At 35.4% G+C, this 17,225-nt stretch carries 15 protein-coding genes; 4 read left to right on the forward strand and 11 right to left on the reverse strand.

Annotated elements, in window-relative coordinates:
* From ileS to K5V07_RS14525, 4 genes are all read right to left on the reverse strand, one after another.
* Complete coding sequence (gene ileS, locus K5V07_RS14510; RefSeq protein WP_221918044.1) at positions 1 to 3,420, reverse strand: isoleucine--tRNA ligase; 3,420 nt, start codon at positions 3,418 to 3,420, stop codon at positions 1 to 3.
* 286 nt (positions 3,421 to 3,706) lie between these two features.
* On the reverse strand, positions 3,707 to 4,162 hold the full coding sequence (locus tag K5V07_RS14515) for a MepB family protein (RefSeq protein WP_221918045.1): 456 nt from the start codon (positions 4,160 to 4,162) through the stop codon (positions 3,707 to 3,709).
* A 183-nt stretch (positions 4,163 to 4,345) separates the two neighbouring features.
* Positions 4,346 to 4,882, reverse strand: a complete 537-nt coding sequence (locus tag K5V07_RS14520; protein WP_221918046.1) for a YfiT family bacillithiol transferase — start codon at positions 4,880 to 4,882, stop codon at positions 4,346 to 4,348.
* Positions 4,883 to 5,056: 174 nt separating this feature from the next.
* Positions 5,057 to 5,632, reverse strand: coding sequence for a hypothetical protein (locus K5V07_RS14525; protein WP_255577981.1), 576 nt, complete (start codon positions 5,630 to 5,632; stop codon positions 5,057 to 5,059).
* 224 nt (positions 5,633 to 5,856) lie between these two features.
* Here K5V07_RS14525 and K5V07_RS14530 point away from each other — a divergent pair, with 224 nt between their 5' ends.
* On the forward strand, positions 5,857 to 7,233 hold the full coding sequence (locus K5V07_RS14530) for an IS1182 family transposase (protein WP_255577982.1): 1,377 nt from the start codon (positions 5,857 to 5,859) through the stop codon (positions 7,231 to 7,233).
* A 15-nt stretch (positions 7,234 to 7,248) separates the two neighbouring features.
* Entirely contained in the window at positions 7,249 to 7,503 is a 255-nt protein-coding gene (locus K5V07_RS15045; RefSeq protein ID WP_255577983.1) for a transposase, read from the forward strand.
* 94 nt (positions 7,504 to 7,597) lie between these two features.
* On the opposite strand, the gene K5V07_RS14535 is transcribed toward K5V07_RS15045, so the two are convergent.
* From K5V07_RS14535 to gdhA, 5 genes are all read right to left on the reverse strand, one after another.
* Positions 7,598 to 8,095: a hypothetical protein gene (locus tag K5V07_RS14535; protein ID WP_221918047.1), complete on the reverse strand. Its 498-nt coding sequence runs from the start codon at positions 8,093 to 8,095 to the stop codon at positions 7,598 to 7,600.
* 7 nt (positions 8,096 to 8,102) lie between these two features.
* On the reverse strand, positions 8,103 to 8,624 hold the full coding sequence (locus K5V07_RS14540; protein WP_221918048.1) for a hypothetical protein: 522 nt from the start codon (positions 8,622 to 8,624) through the stop codon (positions 8,103 to 8,105).
* Between the two features lie 257 nt (positions 8,625 to 8,881).
* Complete coding sequence (gene recO / locus K5V07_RS14545) at positions 8,882 to 9,595, reverse strand: DNA repair protein RecO (protein WP_086455024.1); 714 nt, start codon at positions 9,593 to 9,595, stop codon at positions 8,882 to 8,884.
* 54 nt (positions 9,596 to 9,649) lie between these two features.
* Positions 9,650 to 11,941 carry a T9SS type A sorting domain-containing protein gene (locus K5V07_RS14550; protein ID WP_370632509.1) on the reverse strand — a complete coding sequence of 764 codons (2,292 nt, stop codon included), beginning with the start codon at positions 11,939 to 11,941 and terminating at the stop codon, positions 9,650 to 9,652.
* A 114-nt stretch (positions 11,942 to 12,055) separates the two neighbouring features.
* Positions 12,056 to 13,399 carry an NADP-specific glutamate dehydrogenase gene (gdhA, locus tag K5V07_RS14555; RefSeq protein WP_144890289.1) on the reverse strand — a complete coding sequence of 448 codons (1,344 nt, stop codon included), beginning with the start codon at positions 13,397 to 13,399 and terminating at the stop codon, positions 12,056 to 12,058.
* A gap of 277 nt (positions 13,400 to 13,676) precedes the next feature.
* Here gdhA and K5V07_RS14560 point away from each other — a divergent pair, with 277 nt between their 5' ends.
* Positions 13,677 to 14,480 (forward strand): glutamate dehydrogenase, encoded by an 804-nt coding sequence (locus K5V07_RS14560; RefSeq protein ID WP_221918049.1) that lies wholly within the window; start codon positions 13,677 to 13,679, stop codon positions 14,478 to 14,480.
* Between the two features lie 68 nt (positions 14,481 to 14,548).
* Here the strand turns inward: K5V07_RS14560 and K5V07_RS14565 are convergent, their stop codons facing one another.
* The gene (locus K5V07_RS14565) at positions 14,549 to 15,694 is read right to left on the reverse strand and encodes a cystathionine gamma-synthase (RefSeq protein WP_221918050.1); all 1,146 of its coding nucleotides are present in this window, start codon (positions 15,692 to 15,694) and stop codon (positions 14,549 to 14,551) included.
* 101 nt (positions 15,695 to 15,795) lie between these two features.
* Between K5V07_RS14565 and K5V07_RS14570 the strand changes: the two genes are divergently transcribed.
* The gene (locus tag K5V07_RS14570) at positions 15,796 to 16,539 is read left to right on the forward strand and encodes a DUF3298 and DUF4163 domain-containing protein (protein WP_221918051.1); all 744 of its coding nucleotides are present in this window, start codon (positions 15,796 to 15,798) and stop codon (positions 16,537 to 16,539) included.
* A 193-nt stretch (positions 16,540 to 16,732) separates the two neighbouring features.
* On the opposite strand, the gene K5V07_RS14575 is transcribed toward K5V07_RS14570, so the two are convergent.
* Positions 16,733 to 17,191, reverse strand: coding sequence for a DinB family protein (locus K5V07_RS14575; protein ID WP_221918052.1), 459 nt, complete (start codon positions 17,189 to 17,191; stop codon positions 16,733 to 16,735).
* Positions 17,192 to 17,225: the final 34 nt, after the last annotated feature.

Below are 17,225 nucleotides of genomic sequence, written 5' to 3' on the forward strand. Positions count from 1 at the left end.
TTATTTTGAAATTAATATCATTGTTTTTATCTCGTCAAATTCTATTTCTGTACCTTCTTGTAAATCATCTACAAAAACTAAATCATGTGTTAATGTTTCTGATTTTATGTATGCTTCATTTTTCAAGATAGCCTCTTCTAAAATTCCATTTCGCTTTAATTGCACTTTAATCGTATCCGTTACTTCAAATCCTGAATCTTTACGGATGTTTTGAATTCTGTTTACTAATTCTCTTGCAATCCCCTCTTGTCTTAATTCGTCTGATATTGTAATGTCAAGTGCAACAGTAATTCCATTAGAATTTGCTACTAACCAGCCCTCAATATCTTGTGAAGTAATCTCCACATCTTCTAAGGTTAAAGTTACGGAATTTCCTGCAATTACAATATCGAGGTTTCCTTCTTTATCTAACTGCGCAATTTGCTCTTTAGAAAAACCTTGTATCTCTTTGGAAATCAATCCCATATCTTTACCAAAACGAGGCCCAAGTGCCTTAAAATTTGGTTTAATTTGCTTTACCAAAACTCCTGATGCATCATCAAGAAGTACTATTTCCTTCACGTTTACCTCTGCTTTTATAAGGTCAGATACGGCCTCAATTTCAGCTCTTTGATTATCGTCAAGTACTGGAATCATTACCTTTTGCAAAGGTTGACGTACCTTAATCATTTCCTTTTTACGTAGTGATAAAACTAAAGATGAAATGGTTTGTGCCTTCTGCATTTTACTCTCTAACGACTTATTAACAAAGTTTTCAACGTATTTTGGAAACTCCGCCAAATGTACACTCTCGAACGTTTCAGATTGTGTTGCTTGCGTTAAATCTCTGTAAAGTTTATCCATGAAAAATGGAGCAATAGCCGCACCTAGTTTACTTACCGTTAACAAACACGTGTATAATGTTTGATAAGCAGCAATTTTATCCTGCGCGTACTCGCCTTTCCAGAAACGTCTTCTGCACAAACGAACGTACCAGTTACTCAAGTTTTCCTGAACAAATTCAGATATGGCTCTCGCTGCTTTTGTAGGCTCATAATCGGCATAAAAGCCATCCACTTCTTTAATTAAAGTATTTAGCTCAGAAATAATCCATTGATCAATTTCTGGTCTCTCTTGTACAGGAATCTCCGCTTCAGCATATGTAAAACCATCAATATTAGCATACAAGCTAAAGAAGGAATAGGTATTGTATAAAGTACCAAAGAATTTTCTTCGTACCTCAGCAATTCCCTCTAAGTCAAATTTCAAGTTGTCCCAAGGATTAGCATTTGAGATCATGTACCAGCGCGTAGCATCTGGTCCGTACTCTTTTAAAGTTTCAAAAGGGTCCGCAGCATTGCCTAAACGTTTGGACATTTTTTGTCCGTTTTTGTCTAAAACCAATCCGTTTGAAACTACATTTTTATAGGCTACTTTATCAAAAACCAAAGTACCAATAGCGTGCAAAGTATAAAACCATCCACGGGTTTGATCCACACCTTCAGCAATAAAATCAGCTGGGAAATCTTGGTTTTGATCTATTTTTTCTTTGTTTTCAAAAGGATAATGCCATTGTGCATACGGCATAGAACCTGAATCGAACCAAACATCAATTAAGTCGGTTTCGCGTGTCATTGGCTTACCCGAAGCCGAAACCAACGTAATTTCGTCGACTACATTTTTATGCAAATCAATTAAATCATAGTTTTCCTCGCTCATGTTTCCGATTTCAAACCCTTTAAAAGGATTTTCTTTTTGAAAACCAGCAGCGATAGATTTTTCTATTTCGTTGTACAATTCTTCAACAGAACCAATTAAAACTTCCTCTAGTTTATCCTCAGTTCTCCAAATTGGCAATGGGATTCCCCAATATCTAGAACGGGAAAGATTCCAGTCATTAGCGTTTTTCAACCAGTTCCCAAAACGACCTTCTCCAGTTGCTTTTGGCTTCCAATTGATGGTTTCGTTTAGGTCGAACATTCTATCTTTGACCTCTGATATTTTGATAAACCAAGAATCCAAAGGATAGTACAAAATAGGCTTGTCTGTTCTCCAGCAATGTGGGTAACTGTGCACGTATTTCTCTACTTTAAACGCTTTGTTTTCTTCTTTTAATTGAATCGCAATTTCTACATCAACGGAACGCTCTGGAGCTTCACCTTCGTTGTAATATTCGTTTTTCACATACTTGCCTGAGTAACTACCAAGTCCTTGTACAAAACGTCCTTGCAAGTCTACTAATGGAACCGGAATTCCGTTTTCATCAAGCACCAATAATGGTGGCACTTCTGGTGTAGCTTCTTTGGCTACTTTGGCATCATCGGCACCAAAAGTTGGCGAAGTATGAACAATTCCAGTACCATCTTCGGTAGTAACAAAATCTCCTAAAATCACTCTAAAAGCGTTTTCAGCATTTTGATACGGCAATACCAATGGCATTAATTGTTCGTATTGAATGTTGACTAAATCAGCTCCTTTACACGTTGCAGTTATAAAGAATGGGATTTTTTTATCGTCTTCTTTGTAATTCAACAATTCGCTTTCCTCTTGTACTTCTGTATATTTTCCAGCAAATTGTTTGTTTACCAATGCTTTTGCTAAAATTACATTGACAGGTTTAAACGTATATTGGTTGTAGGTACTTACTACAACATAGTCAATTTTAGGACCAACGGTAAGCGCGGTGTTACTTGGTAAAGTCCACGGTGTAGTAGTCCAAGCTAAGAAAAAAGTATCTTCAAAAAGATGTCCTATTTCAAAAATGCGTTGCAAATCTGAGAGGCTTTCTTCAAGAACTTTAAATTGTGCCACAACTGTAGTATCCGTTACATCGCGGTAACTTCCTGGCTGATTAACCTCGTGTGAGGACAATCCTGTTCCTGCTTTTGGAGAGTACGGCTGAATGGTGTATCCTTTGTACATCAAATCCTTGTTGTAGATTTGTTTTAAAATCCACCAAACGGTTTCCATGTATTTTGGTTTGTAGGTCACATACGGATCTTCCATATCAACCCAATATCCCATTTTTTCGGTCAAATCATTCCATACATCCGTGTAGCGCATAACTGTTCTTTTACACGCTTCGTTGTATTCTTCAATAGAAATGGTTTTTCCAATATCTTCTTTGGTAATTCCAAGTTCTTTCTCGGTACCTAATTCCACAGGTAAACCGTGCGTATCCCAACCGGCTTTACGCTTTACTTGGAATCCTTTTTGAGTTTTATAACGGCAAAAAATATCTTTAATAGCACGTGCCATCACGTGGTGAATTCCTGGTAATCCATTTGCTGAAGGCGGGCCTTCAAAAAATACGAACGGTTGATTGCCTTCGCGAGTGGTTACACTCTTTTCAAATATAGTTTCTTTCTTCCAAAAAGCAAGTACTTCTGACGCCACTGTTGGCAAGTCAAGTCCTTTGTATTCAGTAAATTTTGTGCTCATTTTATCCTTTTCTTTAATCGAAATGCGAAAGTAGTAAATTAAAGTTGAAAGTTGAAAGTCGTAGGTCGAAAGTTACGCTTTAAGCCAAAATCGATTTACTTGCATTTTGACAAAAAAGATAAAAACACCTTTATTCATCTCCTTCTAATTCAAAAAAATCATTTACTGGTTTGCCAAACAATTTTGATAATTTCAGAGCTAAAACGGAATCACGAGTGCGCTCGATTTTACAAATTTGATAAAACTTGTAGGCACGGATTGCAAATCCGCGGTAGCGGCGTTAATTTTATTCTGACTCTAATTTCAGTAACTTTTTTAACTTGTTTAAGTCAATTTCGTTGCTGTTTCCAATTTCTACGAAATATTTTGTTTGCCAATTTTGAGTTTTTTGTGCTTGTTTATTTTCTGTTACGCTCCAATTTGGATATACTCTAATTCCACGTTTTCCTTTCCCTTTTGGGCTTGTCAAAATTCTATTTTCGCTCAAAACTGTTTTGTTGAAAATAAAAACTCCAAACCTTTCTGCTTGACGCGTTGCAATTAAGTAGAATTCGAATTCATCGTCAACACTATGCGGTTCCGTTATGCCCTTTTCATTTCGTTTCCAGATTGATACAAATTGCCCCGTTTTAGTTGGCGTGATTTTCGCCATTCTGAATATTACTTTTTGTTTATTAAGTTTAAAATTATGAGCGAAATACTCTTGACTTTCTTTTTCAATTTCTAGGTTTTCAAGTTGCATTCCGCAAAGTTTAAATATGGAATTATTTAAAAGTTGTATTTCAGAAAATATGTTACTGGAATTTGTCAATTTTGGTACTGTTAATTTTCTTTTAAGTTTTATTTTTCCCTTCTCGAGGCTATAAAGGATTAAGTTCTCGAGCTACAGCATTTCGGGTTTTATTCTGTACAATGTTTTTTAAACTCATTTCCAGTTGTTTCGTTTCTTTGTTTCAGTTATATGAGCAAGATGATGGTTGCAATGCCACGCATAAACTCCAATATACTCGTCTATCCTGAACTCTTTTCCGTGTTCGGGATGAATAAATATTTTTGAATAGTCGCTTTCTGCTAAATTGTTTAATAAAACGGTCCATCTTTCGTGAATACCTTCAATCATTTTTAATGACGGTTCTATTTGCATATTTTTGCTATCAGACAGTTCTGCCCAACGATCTTCATAATATGGTTTTATTGTTGGTTTATCCTCTGTCAATGAAAGTTTTAAACGAATTAAACTGTTCATATGACTGTCAGCACAGTGATGAACTACTTGCCTAATTGTCCAGCCATCAGGTCTGTAGGGGGTGTCAAGTTGCTCGTCAGTTAAATTTATGACTTCGTTTGATAATCTCTGAGGAAAGGTAGAAATATCAGAAATCCATTTTTTCAAAATGTCTTTCGTTATTAATGTAGGTTTGTCAAACTTACCTGTAGGGTATTTTAATAGCTCAATATTCATAAAGTTAATTTGTGTCTTTATTGTGTCTTTTTTTTAATCTGAACGCCAAAGTTACTTTGTTTCAAGCGGTTTGGGTCTAAATCATCGTTATTTTTAGGACTAGCCAAAATTCCCAAATACAAAACCAATTTACCATTTAGACAATCACCTAAATATTTTGTAGTGTTTTTCTTGTCATCTGTTTGCCAAGTCTTCAATACATTGTTCTCTAATCTTCCAAATGTCGTTAAGTGAAAAATTTATTTGTTTGTTATTGTCGAGCCAAGTTACAAGATAATTTTTGTGATAGTTTACTTTGTAGTCGGTGATTTGTTCTGGCAAAATTTCTATTTCTTCAATTAGGTCATTCACAAAGTCTTTCGGGTTAGAATTAATTTTTGTAAGGTCGAGTATTTGGTCTTCAAATTTCAAATAACAATGAGCTTCTGGAATAAAATCTAAATTATTTTGTAATAGTGTTGCAGAAATTTCAGGTGTATTATTTTTGTTCATTCTAAAAATTCCAACAATAAGTTTAACTGTTTCAAAATTATTTTCGTCTGCAAGTTTTTTGAGTAAAGCGTGCTTTGTGCTACAAGTTCCACAATTGTCAGTAAACACAGAAGCTAAATTATTTTTGTCCGCATTACGTCCATAAGCTAGTTCTTTTACGAATAAAGTTGCTTGATTAAAAGTCAGAATGTTTCTGTCGATAAATTCTTTAGAAATTTGTCCCGCAGATTTTATGTCAAAGTTGAACTGATTTGTCATTGCGTTTTCGCCTTTTACAATTACTAGTACCGTCTTGGGACTACAGCGGGTTTGGGACTAAATTAAGTCCATTCTTCGGATTTGCCAAATCTTCCAAATAAAAAACCAATTTTTCCATTAAGCCTAATACCCAAATTGCTTGTAGCGTGTGTGCTTGTTGCACAACTCGAACAAATATATCAAAAAAAACTTGCAAAAAAGTAAAAGAAATTGTATTTTTAACTATGCAAGGAAGAAAAGAACTCACGCCAAAAATGCTCTATCAAGTTCATTTACAGGACCTGATTCCTGAGCATAATTTTTATCGATTGCTTGATACTGCTATCGATTTTCATTTTTTATATAAAGCTACTGCAAAGTATTATGGAGACGAAGGACAGGAGAGCATTGATCCAGTTGTGTTTTTCAAAATCTGTTTGGTAGGCTATTTAAACAACATAAATTCGGATAGGAAACTCATCGAATATTGCTCAAATTGTTTAGATGTTCGCCTTTTTATTCGGTATGACATTGATGAGGCTTTACCTTGGCACAGCACCATTAGTCGCACGCGTCAGTTATATGGTGAAGAAGTGTTTTTAAGTTTGTTTAAAGCCGTTTTAAAGCTGTGTGTTTCCAAAGGTATGATTCGCGGCAAACGTCAAGCCGTGGACAGTGTTTTTATCAAAGCCAATGCTTCTATGGATAGTTTGGTAGAGAAAGAAGTATTGGAAGATGCCAGTGCCTTTGTAGATGAATTAGAAGAAAACAGCGAATTTAAAACTACCAGCACCAGAAAGAAATTAGTAGAACAACACCACAATTGGAAAAAAGAAGCATACAAGAGCCAACCCAATCCCAACTTCAACATTGATAAAGTAGATGAACACGGCAATTCATTACGTCCGAGATTTGTATCGAATCATACGCATTATTCTCCCACAGATTCTGATGCTAGGGTAAGTGTAAAACCAGGCAAAGCAAGGCAGTTAAACTATTTTGGCCAAATCGCTGTAGACGATGCTCATCATGTAATAACAGGCGCCTGTTCTGATTTTGCAGACAAACGTGATAGTCAGTGTGTGGAAAAAATAGTAGAATTAACAGAGGAAAACCTAAATGAAAACGGCATTGAATTAGAAGAACTTTTAGCCGATGGAGGTTACAGTAGTGGAGAAGCTTTAAAATATTTGCACCAAAAAAACATAGATGCCTACATTCCAAACTTCGGACAGTACAAACCCGAGCGAGAAGGTTTTATTTTCAACAAAGAATTGAATCAATACGAATGTATCAAAGAAGGTTCCAACAAGGCCATTTTGCTTTTTAAAGGCGAAAAGAACGATAGCAAAAGCTACACCAAATACAGCTATCGAAGTAGTGAGCGCGATTGCAAAAACTGTCCACTACGAGAACAATGCTGCGGAAAAAGCACTAAGTATAAAAAGATAGATCACAGCATCCACAAAGAGCACTACGATCGGATGCACCAAAAACTGACTCAAAACGCACGCTATGCCAAGCAAATGGTACGAGTGAGAAGTAAAACCGTAGAACCAGTAATAGGAACGTTGGTCAATTTTACCAATATGAAATGCGAAGCATTCACGAACACCATTTAAAATCAATAAAAACGTGTGAGTAATCGCGTAAACACAAGAGGAATCAAGCAAGCCAACAAACACGTTTTAATGGCAGCGTTGACCTATAATCTCAAGAAATACTTGAAGTTTATCACCAAAAAAACAAAAACAAAAGCCGGAGTTGTAAGTGAAATACAAGCAAAAGCACCAACTTCTCTAAAAACAGCTTTCATTGACTTGAATACCGACTTTTTAAGGCTTTTTATTTTTACAAACTACAACCTAAAACCAAAAATAAACCTCGCTTAAAAATCCTTAAACGAGGTTGTTTTTTATCCTTATCTTGAAATTTTACTTTTTTAAGAGAGTTGCGCAACAGCTACGTGTGTTGTAGGCAGTTTTGTTAGTGTATATAATTTCCAAAGTCTAAAATTATGCTCTTATCTTCTGATTTGATTATAAGAACTCTCCTTAAACTTCCGTCTTTACTGTCTATCAAATATTCTGATGTTTTTAAATCCCAAGTTTTAATGAGCTCCAAAACTTGGTTTTCAACTTTTGAAACTAAGGTTTTAAAATTATCCAAATGGAATTTACTTTCAAATAAAGTTGGTGTCTTGCTGAATAATATTAGATGTTCTGTTGACCATTGGAAATTTTGAATAATTCGTTCTCGCACATCTTCAATGATAGTTTCAGTTTCAATTATGTTATAATAATATCTGTTTTCTGGATCATTGCCATAATGGCTTGGTTGAACAAATGTTTCTTTTTCAATGTTTAAAGAGTTCTCTGAATAATTGAAATAAATCAATGCTGGATTATATCCATCTGAAACCACGTTGAAAAAACCGGTTAACAATTCAACTGCCATTTTTGTAGTTTCAACATTCATAGTCATAGAAAATTTAAGAACTCCATCCAAAATGTAAAATATAGCTTCCTTTTGTTGTTTGAATCAAAGTATCATCATTAACATGGTCGTGTCCAAAACAATAACATGTATCTACAAATCCGATTGAATAAATACCAACTATTATTTCGTGATTTAAAAAGGAGAGTAGCATGTTTTTAAATTCTGTCTCTAACGGTTTATATAAACTTGTAATTTCCTCTAGGCAATCTAAACTTGTTCTATGTTTACTCCAATATTCTAATTTGTTTTCCAAATAACCGTCAAGTTTTTCAATTCTTTCAAGTATTAAATTAGTTGGGTCTCGCCATTTAATGTAAACATTTTCATTTGTTCTTTCATCGAAATAATATGGATTTCGATATTGGTCATATCTTAGCATGTACTCTTTTAGACTTTCAAATGTATTACTGTTTTCTTGTAAGTCAATTTTTGTAAAATGATATTGTCCACCACAATTTGGTGTCTCATTTTGTAGTGACTGAAAGAGTGTGTTTATATAAATAATTTCTGTCATTTTATGGTCGATTAAATTGCCTACAACTATTAAATACACGCAACTCTATTGCACATTTACACCCAAAAAAAATGTGCTTTAACTTGCAAACATCAGTATTTATTTCCGCTAATATACAAACAAATAGTACAAAATGAGCTACAGTTTTTTGGTTTTGCGTGAAGGATGGAAGCGGCATCCTTTTATGGAGTTTACGGAATAAAAGATACAGCGCACAGCCTGACCCGGAGTTTTTACGCAGGGGCACGCCCACGATTTTAGGAGAAAACCTCTTTTAAAACATCGAGTGATTTTGGTTTTTTAAATCCGTCTAAATGGAAACTGTAGTAATCAATCAGTATTTTTAGCAGGATTTGACGTTCTATGACATGAAAGATTTTTTGATTGTTGTCGAATTTTAAGTCAATCAGTTTTTTAAACAAATTACTTTCGTGTTCCGTGAGCGAACTGATGGCGTGAAAGGGTGTGAAAATACCTTCGGTCATTTCAAAAAAAGCCATGTCCATATCCGAAGTATCGGGGTAAAAACCGAGATATTTGGTGGTTTCTAATAATAAAATCAGATGGAAATTAGCTATTTCATCGTGGTTGTCTAACCAGTGTAATGCGGTTTCTAGGAAAGTAAAAAGAGGCTCGTTTTCTTCCTCTTCGTGGATGGAATGGTGCAGCATTTCTGAAATGAACATCACCATGGTGCTCTTATAAATATCGGAATGGATGGAATGAAAAGCAGAGCTAATTTTTATCTCTTTAAAATTTTCTAAAGTGCCTTTGTTTTTATGAACGGCCTCAATTTCAAGAATTGTCAAAGGCTGAAAATAAGCCTTTTTTTGACTCGCTTTCCGACTCGAAAAAGCATCCCGAACAAAATATGATTTTAAACCGTGCGATAGGGTAAAACATTTTACGATCAAGCTTTTTTCTTGAAATTTTAATGATGAAAGAACAATAGCTTTGGTTTTGACTTGCACAATTTTAATTTAAAGATTGAAAAATGTAAAGATTGAAAAATTCATCTCTCTAAATTATCTAATTATCATTACTTTCTTAATGGTAGTTTCAACACCATCTTGTGCCGAAATAAAAATCATATAAACTCCAGATGCGACCTTGTATTTCCCAAAAGCGGTTGTGTCCCATTCTATTGTTCCGCCTTCGGAGGTAGTTTCATGTACTAAGTTTCCGCCCACATCGGTAATCTTAACATTTGCTTTGTCTAATAATCCTGCAATTTTTACAGTTCCTTGAAAATCTGGCCGAACAGGATTAGGATATACATAAGCCTTACTCAAATCTTCATTTGCCTTGGTAGCAACTCCCTTGAATGATATCATGCCTTTACTAGTAGCAATAAATACTTCGCCAGTTATCCCATTAATATCAATGTCATTAATAGTGTTGCTGGGTAGCGGAGAATTGCTTGTTGTAAAATGGTATTTGGTTTCCTGACCGTTTGGTGATACAAGAAAAAGTCCCGCATCAGCGGTTCCTATCCACTTATTATTAGCACCGTCTACAACAATGGATGTGATAAATTGCTCAAATAACAATTCTTGAGGCAGATTGTCATCAATGATTATAACAGGATTAGCTTTTAAGGGCGTATCTGAGAGGAAATTATTCACGCTATTCAAAACCCTCAACCCTTTTGATGTTCCTATCCAAAGTTGGCTTCTAGTATCTAAAGCTACAGTTCTTACGTTTGAAATGGGTAAATTTCCAGTATCGGCACCCACAGTGATTTTTTTAAAAGTGGTTCCGTTTTCATTGAATCCTACCACACCATCTTCACTTGTAGCCAGCCATTTTGTACCGTTTTTATCTATTACAATGGCGCCGTAATTATTCTCTTCGGGCACATCTAAAATTTTATCCATGGCATAGCTTTGCCATTGCCCATTGGTACGCAAAACTTTAAGCCCGTTTTTAATTCTACTATTGGTCACCCATAAATTCCCCGACTTGTCAAATGCTGTTGCATTAATTCTTATATCAACATTATTAGGTCCTCCAAAAGTAAGCGATTCTAAACCGCTGTTGGTTTGATTGAATAAAATGGTTGGAACATCATTCTCAATTTTGAGAAGTCCTGAAAAAAAAGAACTCGCAAATACTTGATTTTCGTTTATTGGATTCACAATTACTTTACCTATAGTTTGCGCTCCTAATACCGATTCATAAGGAATATTAAGCCAGCCTTCTTTATTATATTTGCTAATGCCATAGCTATCCAACGGAAATGGATTATAATCCCCTGCAAATTCTCCGTACACTGCCCAAAGCACAGAAGGCGTGAGATCTAAAGCGAAAATATTATTTCTTAATGGTCCCGAGGGTGTACTGTTTTCAAATACGGATGATCCATTAAGAGCGGTTGTAAATAATCCGTTTTCTTGTGTGCCAATATATACCGTATCACCAATTACGGTAGCGCACGTAAAGGTGATGTTGGCCTCAGGAATCTGATTGGCGTTTAGTTCCCGAATCAAAATCATTTGACTGTTATAAAAATAAATTGTGCTTGGAGTACTCACAACCATAATACCTGCTCCAACTCTCATATCTATTGCTGGCTGTGGCAATTGTGAAAATAGCACAAAAGTATTTGTAACTGAATTATACTTTTGGATTGCTCCTATAGCATTGACAGCATACAATTCTTGATTAAGAGTTGTGATTCCTATCCAAGAGGCTGATGCTAGCGTTTCCCACTGATTATAATCAATTAAATTAGGGTTTGTGGCTAAGGCTCTTCTTATCCCACTGGAAGTAGCAACATAAAAATATCCATTAAAAAGTGCCATTTGATGTACCTGCATTTCCGTTCCGCCGTCGCCAATGAAATACGTATCTCCAAATTGCATGGTTGATAAGTTAAACTGTACAATCCCAAAATCACAAGAGACGTAAAGTATTCCTTGGTGTTCTAAGAAATGATTGATTTTTTTTATAGTAGGAGACAGTTTTTTATTGATAATGTCTACTATTCTCAATATACTTCCGTCTTGCTCATTAATCACTATAATAAGTCCGTTTTCATAACCCACTACAGTCTTGTTGAGCGCTGTGCTATGATATAACGTTGAAATAGTTTCTCCCGAAAGTCCATCAACCGTAGTAGTTGTTTTTATAATATTTGTGAGTGAATTTTTAGAGAATAAAGCATTTTCTGAAGCTGCAAAAACAGCATTTGGGGCTTGTGAAAGGTCTTTAATTTCAGAATACGAAAAATAACCTTGCCAGGATAAGTCACTTTGGGCAAAACCCAAAAACATCCCTGTAAAAAGTAAAATAAGCGAAAAATACTTTTTCATCATTTGTAGCACTATTGATTTACAAATATAAACAAACGAAAGTTAAGGCTATTTGTTACATAAAAAAACCTTCTACCGAATACACGATAGAAGGTTTATTATAATTTAAGCAGTGTATTATACCACTCCTTGTGCTAGCATTGCATCGGCAACTTTTACAAATCCAGCTATGTTTGCTCCTTTTACGTAGTTTACATATCCTTCTTCATCTGTACCATATTGCTTACATTGATTGTGAATTCCAACCATAATTTCTTTAAGTCTTGAATCAACCTCTTCACTAGTCCAGTTTAAACGGATAGAGTTTTGTGTCATTTCAAGTCCTGAAGCAGCTACTCCTCCAGCATTTGCAGCTTTTCCAGGTGCAAAAAGTACTTTAGCTTTCAAGAATTCTTTTATTGCTTCAAGAGTACATGGCATGTTAGCAGCTTCTGTTACACACATTACTCCGTTTGCAATTAATTTTTTTGCATCTTCTTCGTTCAACTCGTTTTGAGTAGCACATGGGATTGCAACATCCACTTTCACTTCCCATACGCTTTTTCCTTTGTGGAATTCAGCATTTGGATATTTTTCTAAATACGCTTCAGCTCTGTTATCACCTCTTGCTCTCATTTCAAGCATGAAGTCAATTTTATCTCCTGAAATTCCTTCTTCATCATAAATATATCCATCAGGACCAGAAATAGTAACTACTTTTCCACCTAGATCATTTACTTTTAAGGCAACACCCCATGCTACATTTCCAAATCCAGAAATAGAAACTCTTTTTCCTTTGATGTTTTGTCCGATAGTGTTTAACATTTGCTCCGCAAAATATACCACACCGTAACCAGTAGCTTCTGGTCTAATCAAAGATCCACCGTATGCTAATCCTTTACCAGTTAAAACACCAGTAAACTCATTTCTGATTCTTTTATATTGACCAAATAAATATCCTATTTCTCTAGCTCCTACACCAATATCACCAGCTGGAACGTCTAATTGTGGCCCAATGTGTCTGCACAATTCAGTCATAAACGATTGACAAAAACGCATAACCTCAGCATCTGATTTACCTTGTGGATCAAAATCAGAACCTCCTTTTCCACCACCCATAGGTAATGTAGTCAAACTGTTTTTAAAAACTTGTTCGAATGCTAAAAACTTAAGTACTGATAAATTTACGGTATTGTGAAAACGAATTCCTCCTTTGTATGGACCAATGGCAGAGTTCATTTGAATTCTAAAACCTCTGTTTACTTGAATCTCTCCTTTATCATCAACCCAAGGAACTCTAAAAATAATAGAACGCTCTGGCTCAGTAATTCTAAGCAGTAAATTTTTTCCATCGTATTTTTTTTGCTCTGCAATAAATGGAATTACAGTTTCTGCAAATTCCCTAACAGCTTGAATAAATTCAGGTTCATTTGGATTCTTGGCCTCAACTTGAGCCATAAAATCATTTATTTTTAGTAACATAGTATATAAGTAATTAATTAAGAAAACGATTTCGTTATAATATACAAATATACATCTTATAAAAATATTCGGACTCAGTTTTTAAAATTTATCAATAGAATTATCTTTTTATTATCCATTAACAAACAATTATGTTCAAGATATGTTGTTTTGAAGCTAATGTTTAACACTTTCGTAAGTAAATAAGATTTTGTCTGCTTATTTTTAATTCGTTTTTCTGTTTCTTAATACTCGATGTTTTTATATATTTGTGAAGATTTGAAAACACTAGCTCCTAATGGCCAGACACATAATACCACTTTTAGCGCTGATATTTGGATTTTCTAACAATTCAAATGCTCAATTCGACGGTTTTTCGCACGAAGTTGGGATAATTGTAGGCCCTGTTGCTTTCCAGTCTGATTATGGTGAGCGATATGATTTTTCAACAAATGCTGGTAACACCGGTATTGGTATTGGGTTAGTTCATTACCTGAACTTTACCTATGACAAGAATTATAATTATACTTCAAGAACTTATTTTAACCAGCATTTCAAGCTTAGGACTGAGTTGTCTTATAACAAAACAAATTTAAAGCATTTTGGAGAATATGTTGACCCGAGTAAAAATTCACTTGGAGCACAACAATTACGAGCCATGACTGGAAGTACTGCGGTGGCAAACGTTGGAATGCAACTTGAATTTTACCCTTGGAACATAAGAGATTTTACAGCTGTTACGGGAGGTTTTGCTCCTTTTATCAGTTTAGGTGGCCAGTTTAGTGCCTACAACGCCAAAGCTGAATCTTCATTAGGACCGCTAGGAAATGCTGCAACTACATTCCCTAAATACCTCACTCCTTCTGAAGGACGTCCTTACGGTTTTTCATCAGAACAAGGTACCGTTTGGTCTGTTGTATCAAGCGTTGGAACTCGATATAAACTAACCGATTCTGGTGATTTGATGGTTGATTTACGATTTCAATATTATTTCTCCAACTGGGTTGACGGGCTTAATCCTAACCCAAAAATTTATAAAGAAAATAAAGCTAATGATTGGCTGGTTTGGTTTAATGTAGGATACATTCATTATTTAGATTAATTAGCAAAACCAATATGCTTATAAAAATAAACCCCAAAACATTTTTTTCTGTTTTGGGGTTTGTTTTATTAGGCCAATGCTTGTTTCAAATCTTCGATTAAATCATCCGCATCCTCGATACCTATGCTTAAACGAACCAAATCATCCGTAATTCCAATTTCCTTACGTTTATCTTCAGGGATAGATGCGTGTGTCATCAACGCTGGATGATTGGCTAAAGACTCTACGCCACCAAGAGATTCGGCGAGAGTAAATACCTTAACTTTTTCTAGAAAGTCAATTGCATCCTCTTTTTTACCCGATACAAATGTAAAAGATACCATTCCGCCAAAACCACTCATTTGTTTTTTGGCAATTTCATGATAGGGATGACTCGGTAATCCAGGATAATATACTGTTTTTACTTTTGGATGATTGTTTAAAAACTCCACCACCTTAGCTCCATTTTCACAATGTCTTTGTACGCGCAAGTGTAACGTTTTTATTCCTCTAAGCACTAAAAAACTATCCATGGGTCCAAGTGTAGCTCCGGTAGCAAATTGTTGAAAATGCAATTGTGCTCCTAGCGCTTCATCTTTTACAATCAAAGCTCCCGCAATAACATCAGAGTGTCCACCTAAATATTTGGTAGCAGAATGCATTACAATATCAGCTCCTAGGTCTAGTGGTTTTTGCAAATACGGCGTTGCAAAGGTGTTATCAACTGCAAAAAGAATGTTGTTTTCCTTGGTGATTTTTGCAATTTCTTGAATATCGGCTAGTTTCATCAAAGGGTTTGTAGGAGTTTCTACCCAAACCATCTTTGTGTTTTCATTAATTAACGACTTGAATTTTTCCAAGTCATTCATGTCCACAAAATGGAATTTTATTCCTGAATCTTTATAAATACGCGTAAACATTCGGTATGTTCCTCCATATAAATCATCCATAGCAATGATTTCATCTCCTGCTTTGAAAGATCGCAACACACAATCTGTAGCTGCTAATCCTGATGAAAAAGCCAATCCACGAGTTCCGTTCTCAATACTTGCCAAAGCGTTTTCAAGAGCGCTTCTGGTAGGATTTGCAGCCCTACTGTATTCATAGTCTGGATTTAATGGCTGCCCTGGGCTGGTTTGTACAAATGTTGATGTTTGATATACTGGCGGCATAACTGCTCCTGTACTTGGATCATGGTGTTGCCCACCGTGAATTACCTTTGTATTGAATTTCATATCGTTTGATTTTATTACCTAAATGTTTCACAAATTTACCCTTTAATTTATTTTAACCAAGCTACAAGTTGATACCTTTGTATATAATTAACAAATTACAAATGAAACCTTATTTCGTTTTTGGAGTACTATTCCTTTTTTTAACTAGTTGTACAAAGGAACTTCAGTTTACTTCTGTTTCTTTCGAAAAAAAATCGAAGATTGCTTGCCAAGAAAACTGCCCACAAATCAGTATCAAAATTCCAGTTGCACAGGACAATTCTGTGGAAGCCGATAGTATTAACAAAAAAGTGTTTTCGGTATTGAAAGAGATTGTTTACTTTGGTGAAAAGCCATATGCCGCAACAAATTATAAAGATTTAACCACTGCATTTATTGACTCCTACGAGAAATTACACAAAGATTTTCCTAGTGAAACTATTGGCTGGGAGGCTACTGTAACGGGAAAAGTAGGGTACCAATCAGAAGGGATTTTAAATCTAGAAATCAATCATTACACCTATACAGGAGGTGCTCATGGCTACCAAGGTTTGCGTTCTTTATTGTTTGATCCATCAACAGGTAAGACCATTACAAACGAAGCCATTTTTAAGGATAAAGCTGCTTTTATGGCTTTCGCCGAAAAGAAATTCAGAGCCAAATACAAAATCCCAAGTACAGCATCGATAAATGCTACAGGACTGATGTTTGAAGAGGATAAATTTGCGCTTCCTCAAAATATTTTTTACACAGAGAAAGGATTACTACTTTATTACAACTCCTACGAAGCAGCATCCTATGCCGATGGCCCAAAAGAATTATTGTTGACGTATACAACAATAGAAACCTATTTGAAATTGAAGTAAAAAAGATCAAACTGCTCTAGAAAACCTCTTTATCAACAAAGCACTATCCCCCTAGCCCCGACAGCAGTGAAAATCCTCTGGCCCAAAACCCTATTTTTTCTTGGTAGAAAAGAGCGACCGCAGGAAGCTCCTTTTATGCCTTAGAAAAAAAGGGTTTTGGGCCAGAGATGAAACGAATGGCGGGATATGGCTCCTAAATAAACTTTCGAATGATGAGCATATTGCCTATATGTAAGCCTTCATGGAAATTACTGAAAGCCATGGCATCTTCGGCATTTTGCAGGACGTGATCACCCGTAGAAGTGGTGTACTCCATGTAAGAAACAAACTTTTTCTGCTCATAATCCAGTTGGGTTTGCGCTATAGTTGCAAACAATAAGGCCTTTATTTCGTCTACTTCGGCTTGTGTAACATCAACTTCTGGGCGGGTTCCTTTTTTATACTTCTCCACCAAATCATCTGAAACTAACATAGGCAAACCTGAAAGTTTGTATACTAGCAGTTGTTGTGAGACTACAATGTGCCCAATGTTCCAAATTAAATTATTGCTGCATCCCTGCGGTATGGCATTCAATTGATCCAGCGAATAGCTATCTAGGAATTTCGAAATCATTTTTCTACTGGTTGTAGCTACATCAAATAATTGCTTCATGATTTTTATTTTTCTTTAAAAATAATCATTTTTT

Source organism: Flavobacterium sp. CHNK8 (assembly GCF_019774515.1).
GTDB classification, from domain to species: Bacteria; Bacteroidota; Bacteroidia; order Flavobacteriales; family Flavobacteriaceae; genus Flavobacterium; species Flavobacterium tiangeerense.

Coding starts and splice junctions, on each gene's coding strand:
- ileS (WP_221918044.1), bottom strand. CDS start 3,420: ATGAGCACAAAATTTACTGAATACAAAGGACTTGACTTGCCAACAGTG.
- K5V07_RS14515 (WP_221918045.1), bottom strand. CDS start 4,162: ATGCAACTTGAAAACCTAGAAATTGAAAAAGAAAGTCAAGAGTATTTC.
- K5V07_RS14520 (WP_221918046.1), bottom strand. CDS start 4,882: ATGAATATTGAGCTATTAAAATACCCTACAGGTAAGTTTGACAAACCT.
- K5V07_RS14525 (WP_255577981.1), bottom strand. CDS start 5,632: ATGACAAATCAGTTCAACTTTGACATAAAATCTGCGGGACAAATTTCT.
- K5V07_RS14530 (WP_255577982.1), top strand. CDS start 5,857: ATGCAAGGAAGAAAAGAACTCACGCCAAAAATGCTCTATCAAGTTCAT.
- K5V07_RS14535 (WP_221918047.1), bottom strand. CDS start 8,095: ATGACTATGAATGTTGAAACTACAAAAATGGCAGTTGAATTGTTAACC.
- K5V07_RS14540 (WP_221918048.1), bottom strand. CDS start 8,624: ATGACAGAAATTATTTATATAAACACACTCTTTCAGTCACTACAAAAT.
- K5V07_RS14550 (WP_370632509.1), bottom strand. CDS start 11,941: ATGATGAAAAAGTATTTTTCGCTTATTTTACTTTTTACAGGGATGTTT.
- gdhA (WP_144890289.1), bottom strand. CDS start 13,399: ATGTTACTAAAAATAAATGATTTTATGGCTCAAGTTGAGGCCAAGAAT.
- K5V07_RS14560 (WP_221918049.1), top strand. CDS start 13,677: ATGGCCAGACACATAATACCACTTTTAGCGCTGATATTTGGATTTTCT.
- K5V07_RS14565 (WP_221918050.1), bottom strand. CDS start 15,694: ATGAAATTCAATACAAAGGTAATTCACGGTGGGCAACACCATGATCCA.
- K5V07_RS14570 (WP_221918051.1), top strand. CDS start 15,796: ATGAAACCTTATTTCGTTTTTGGAGTACTATTCCTTTTTTTAACTAGT.
- K5V07_RS14575 (WP_221918052.1), bottom strand. CDS start 17,191: ATGAAGCAATTATTTGATGTAGCTACAACCAGTAGAAAAATGATTTCG.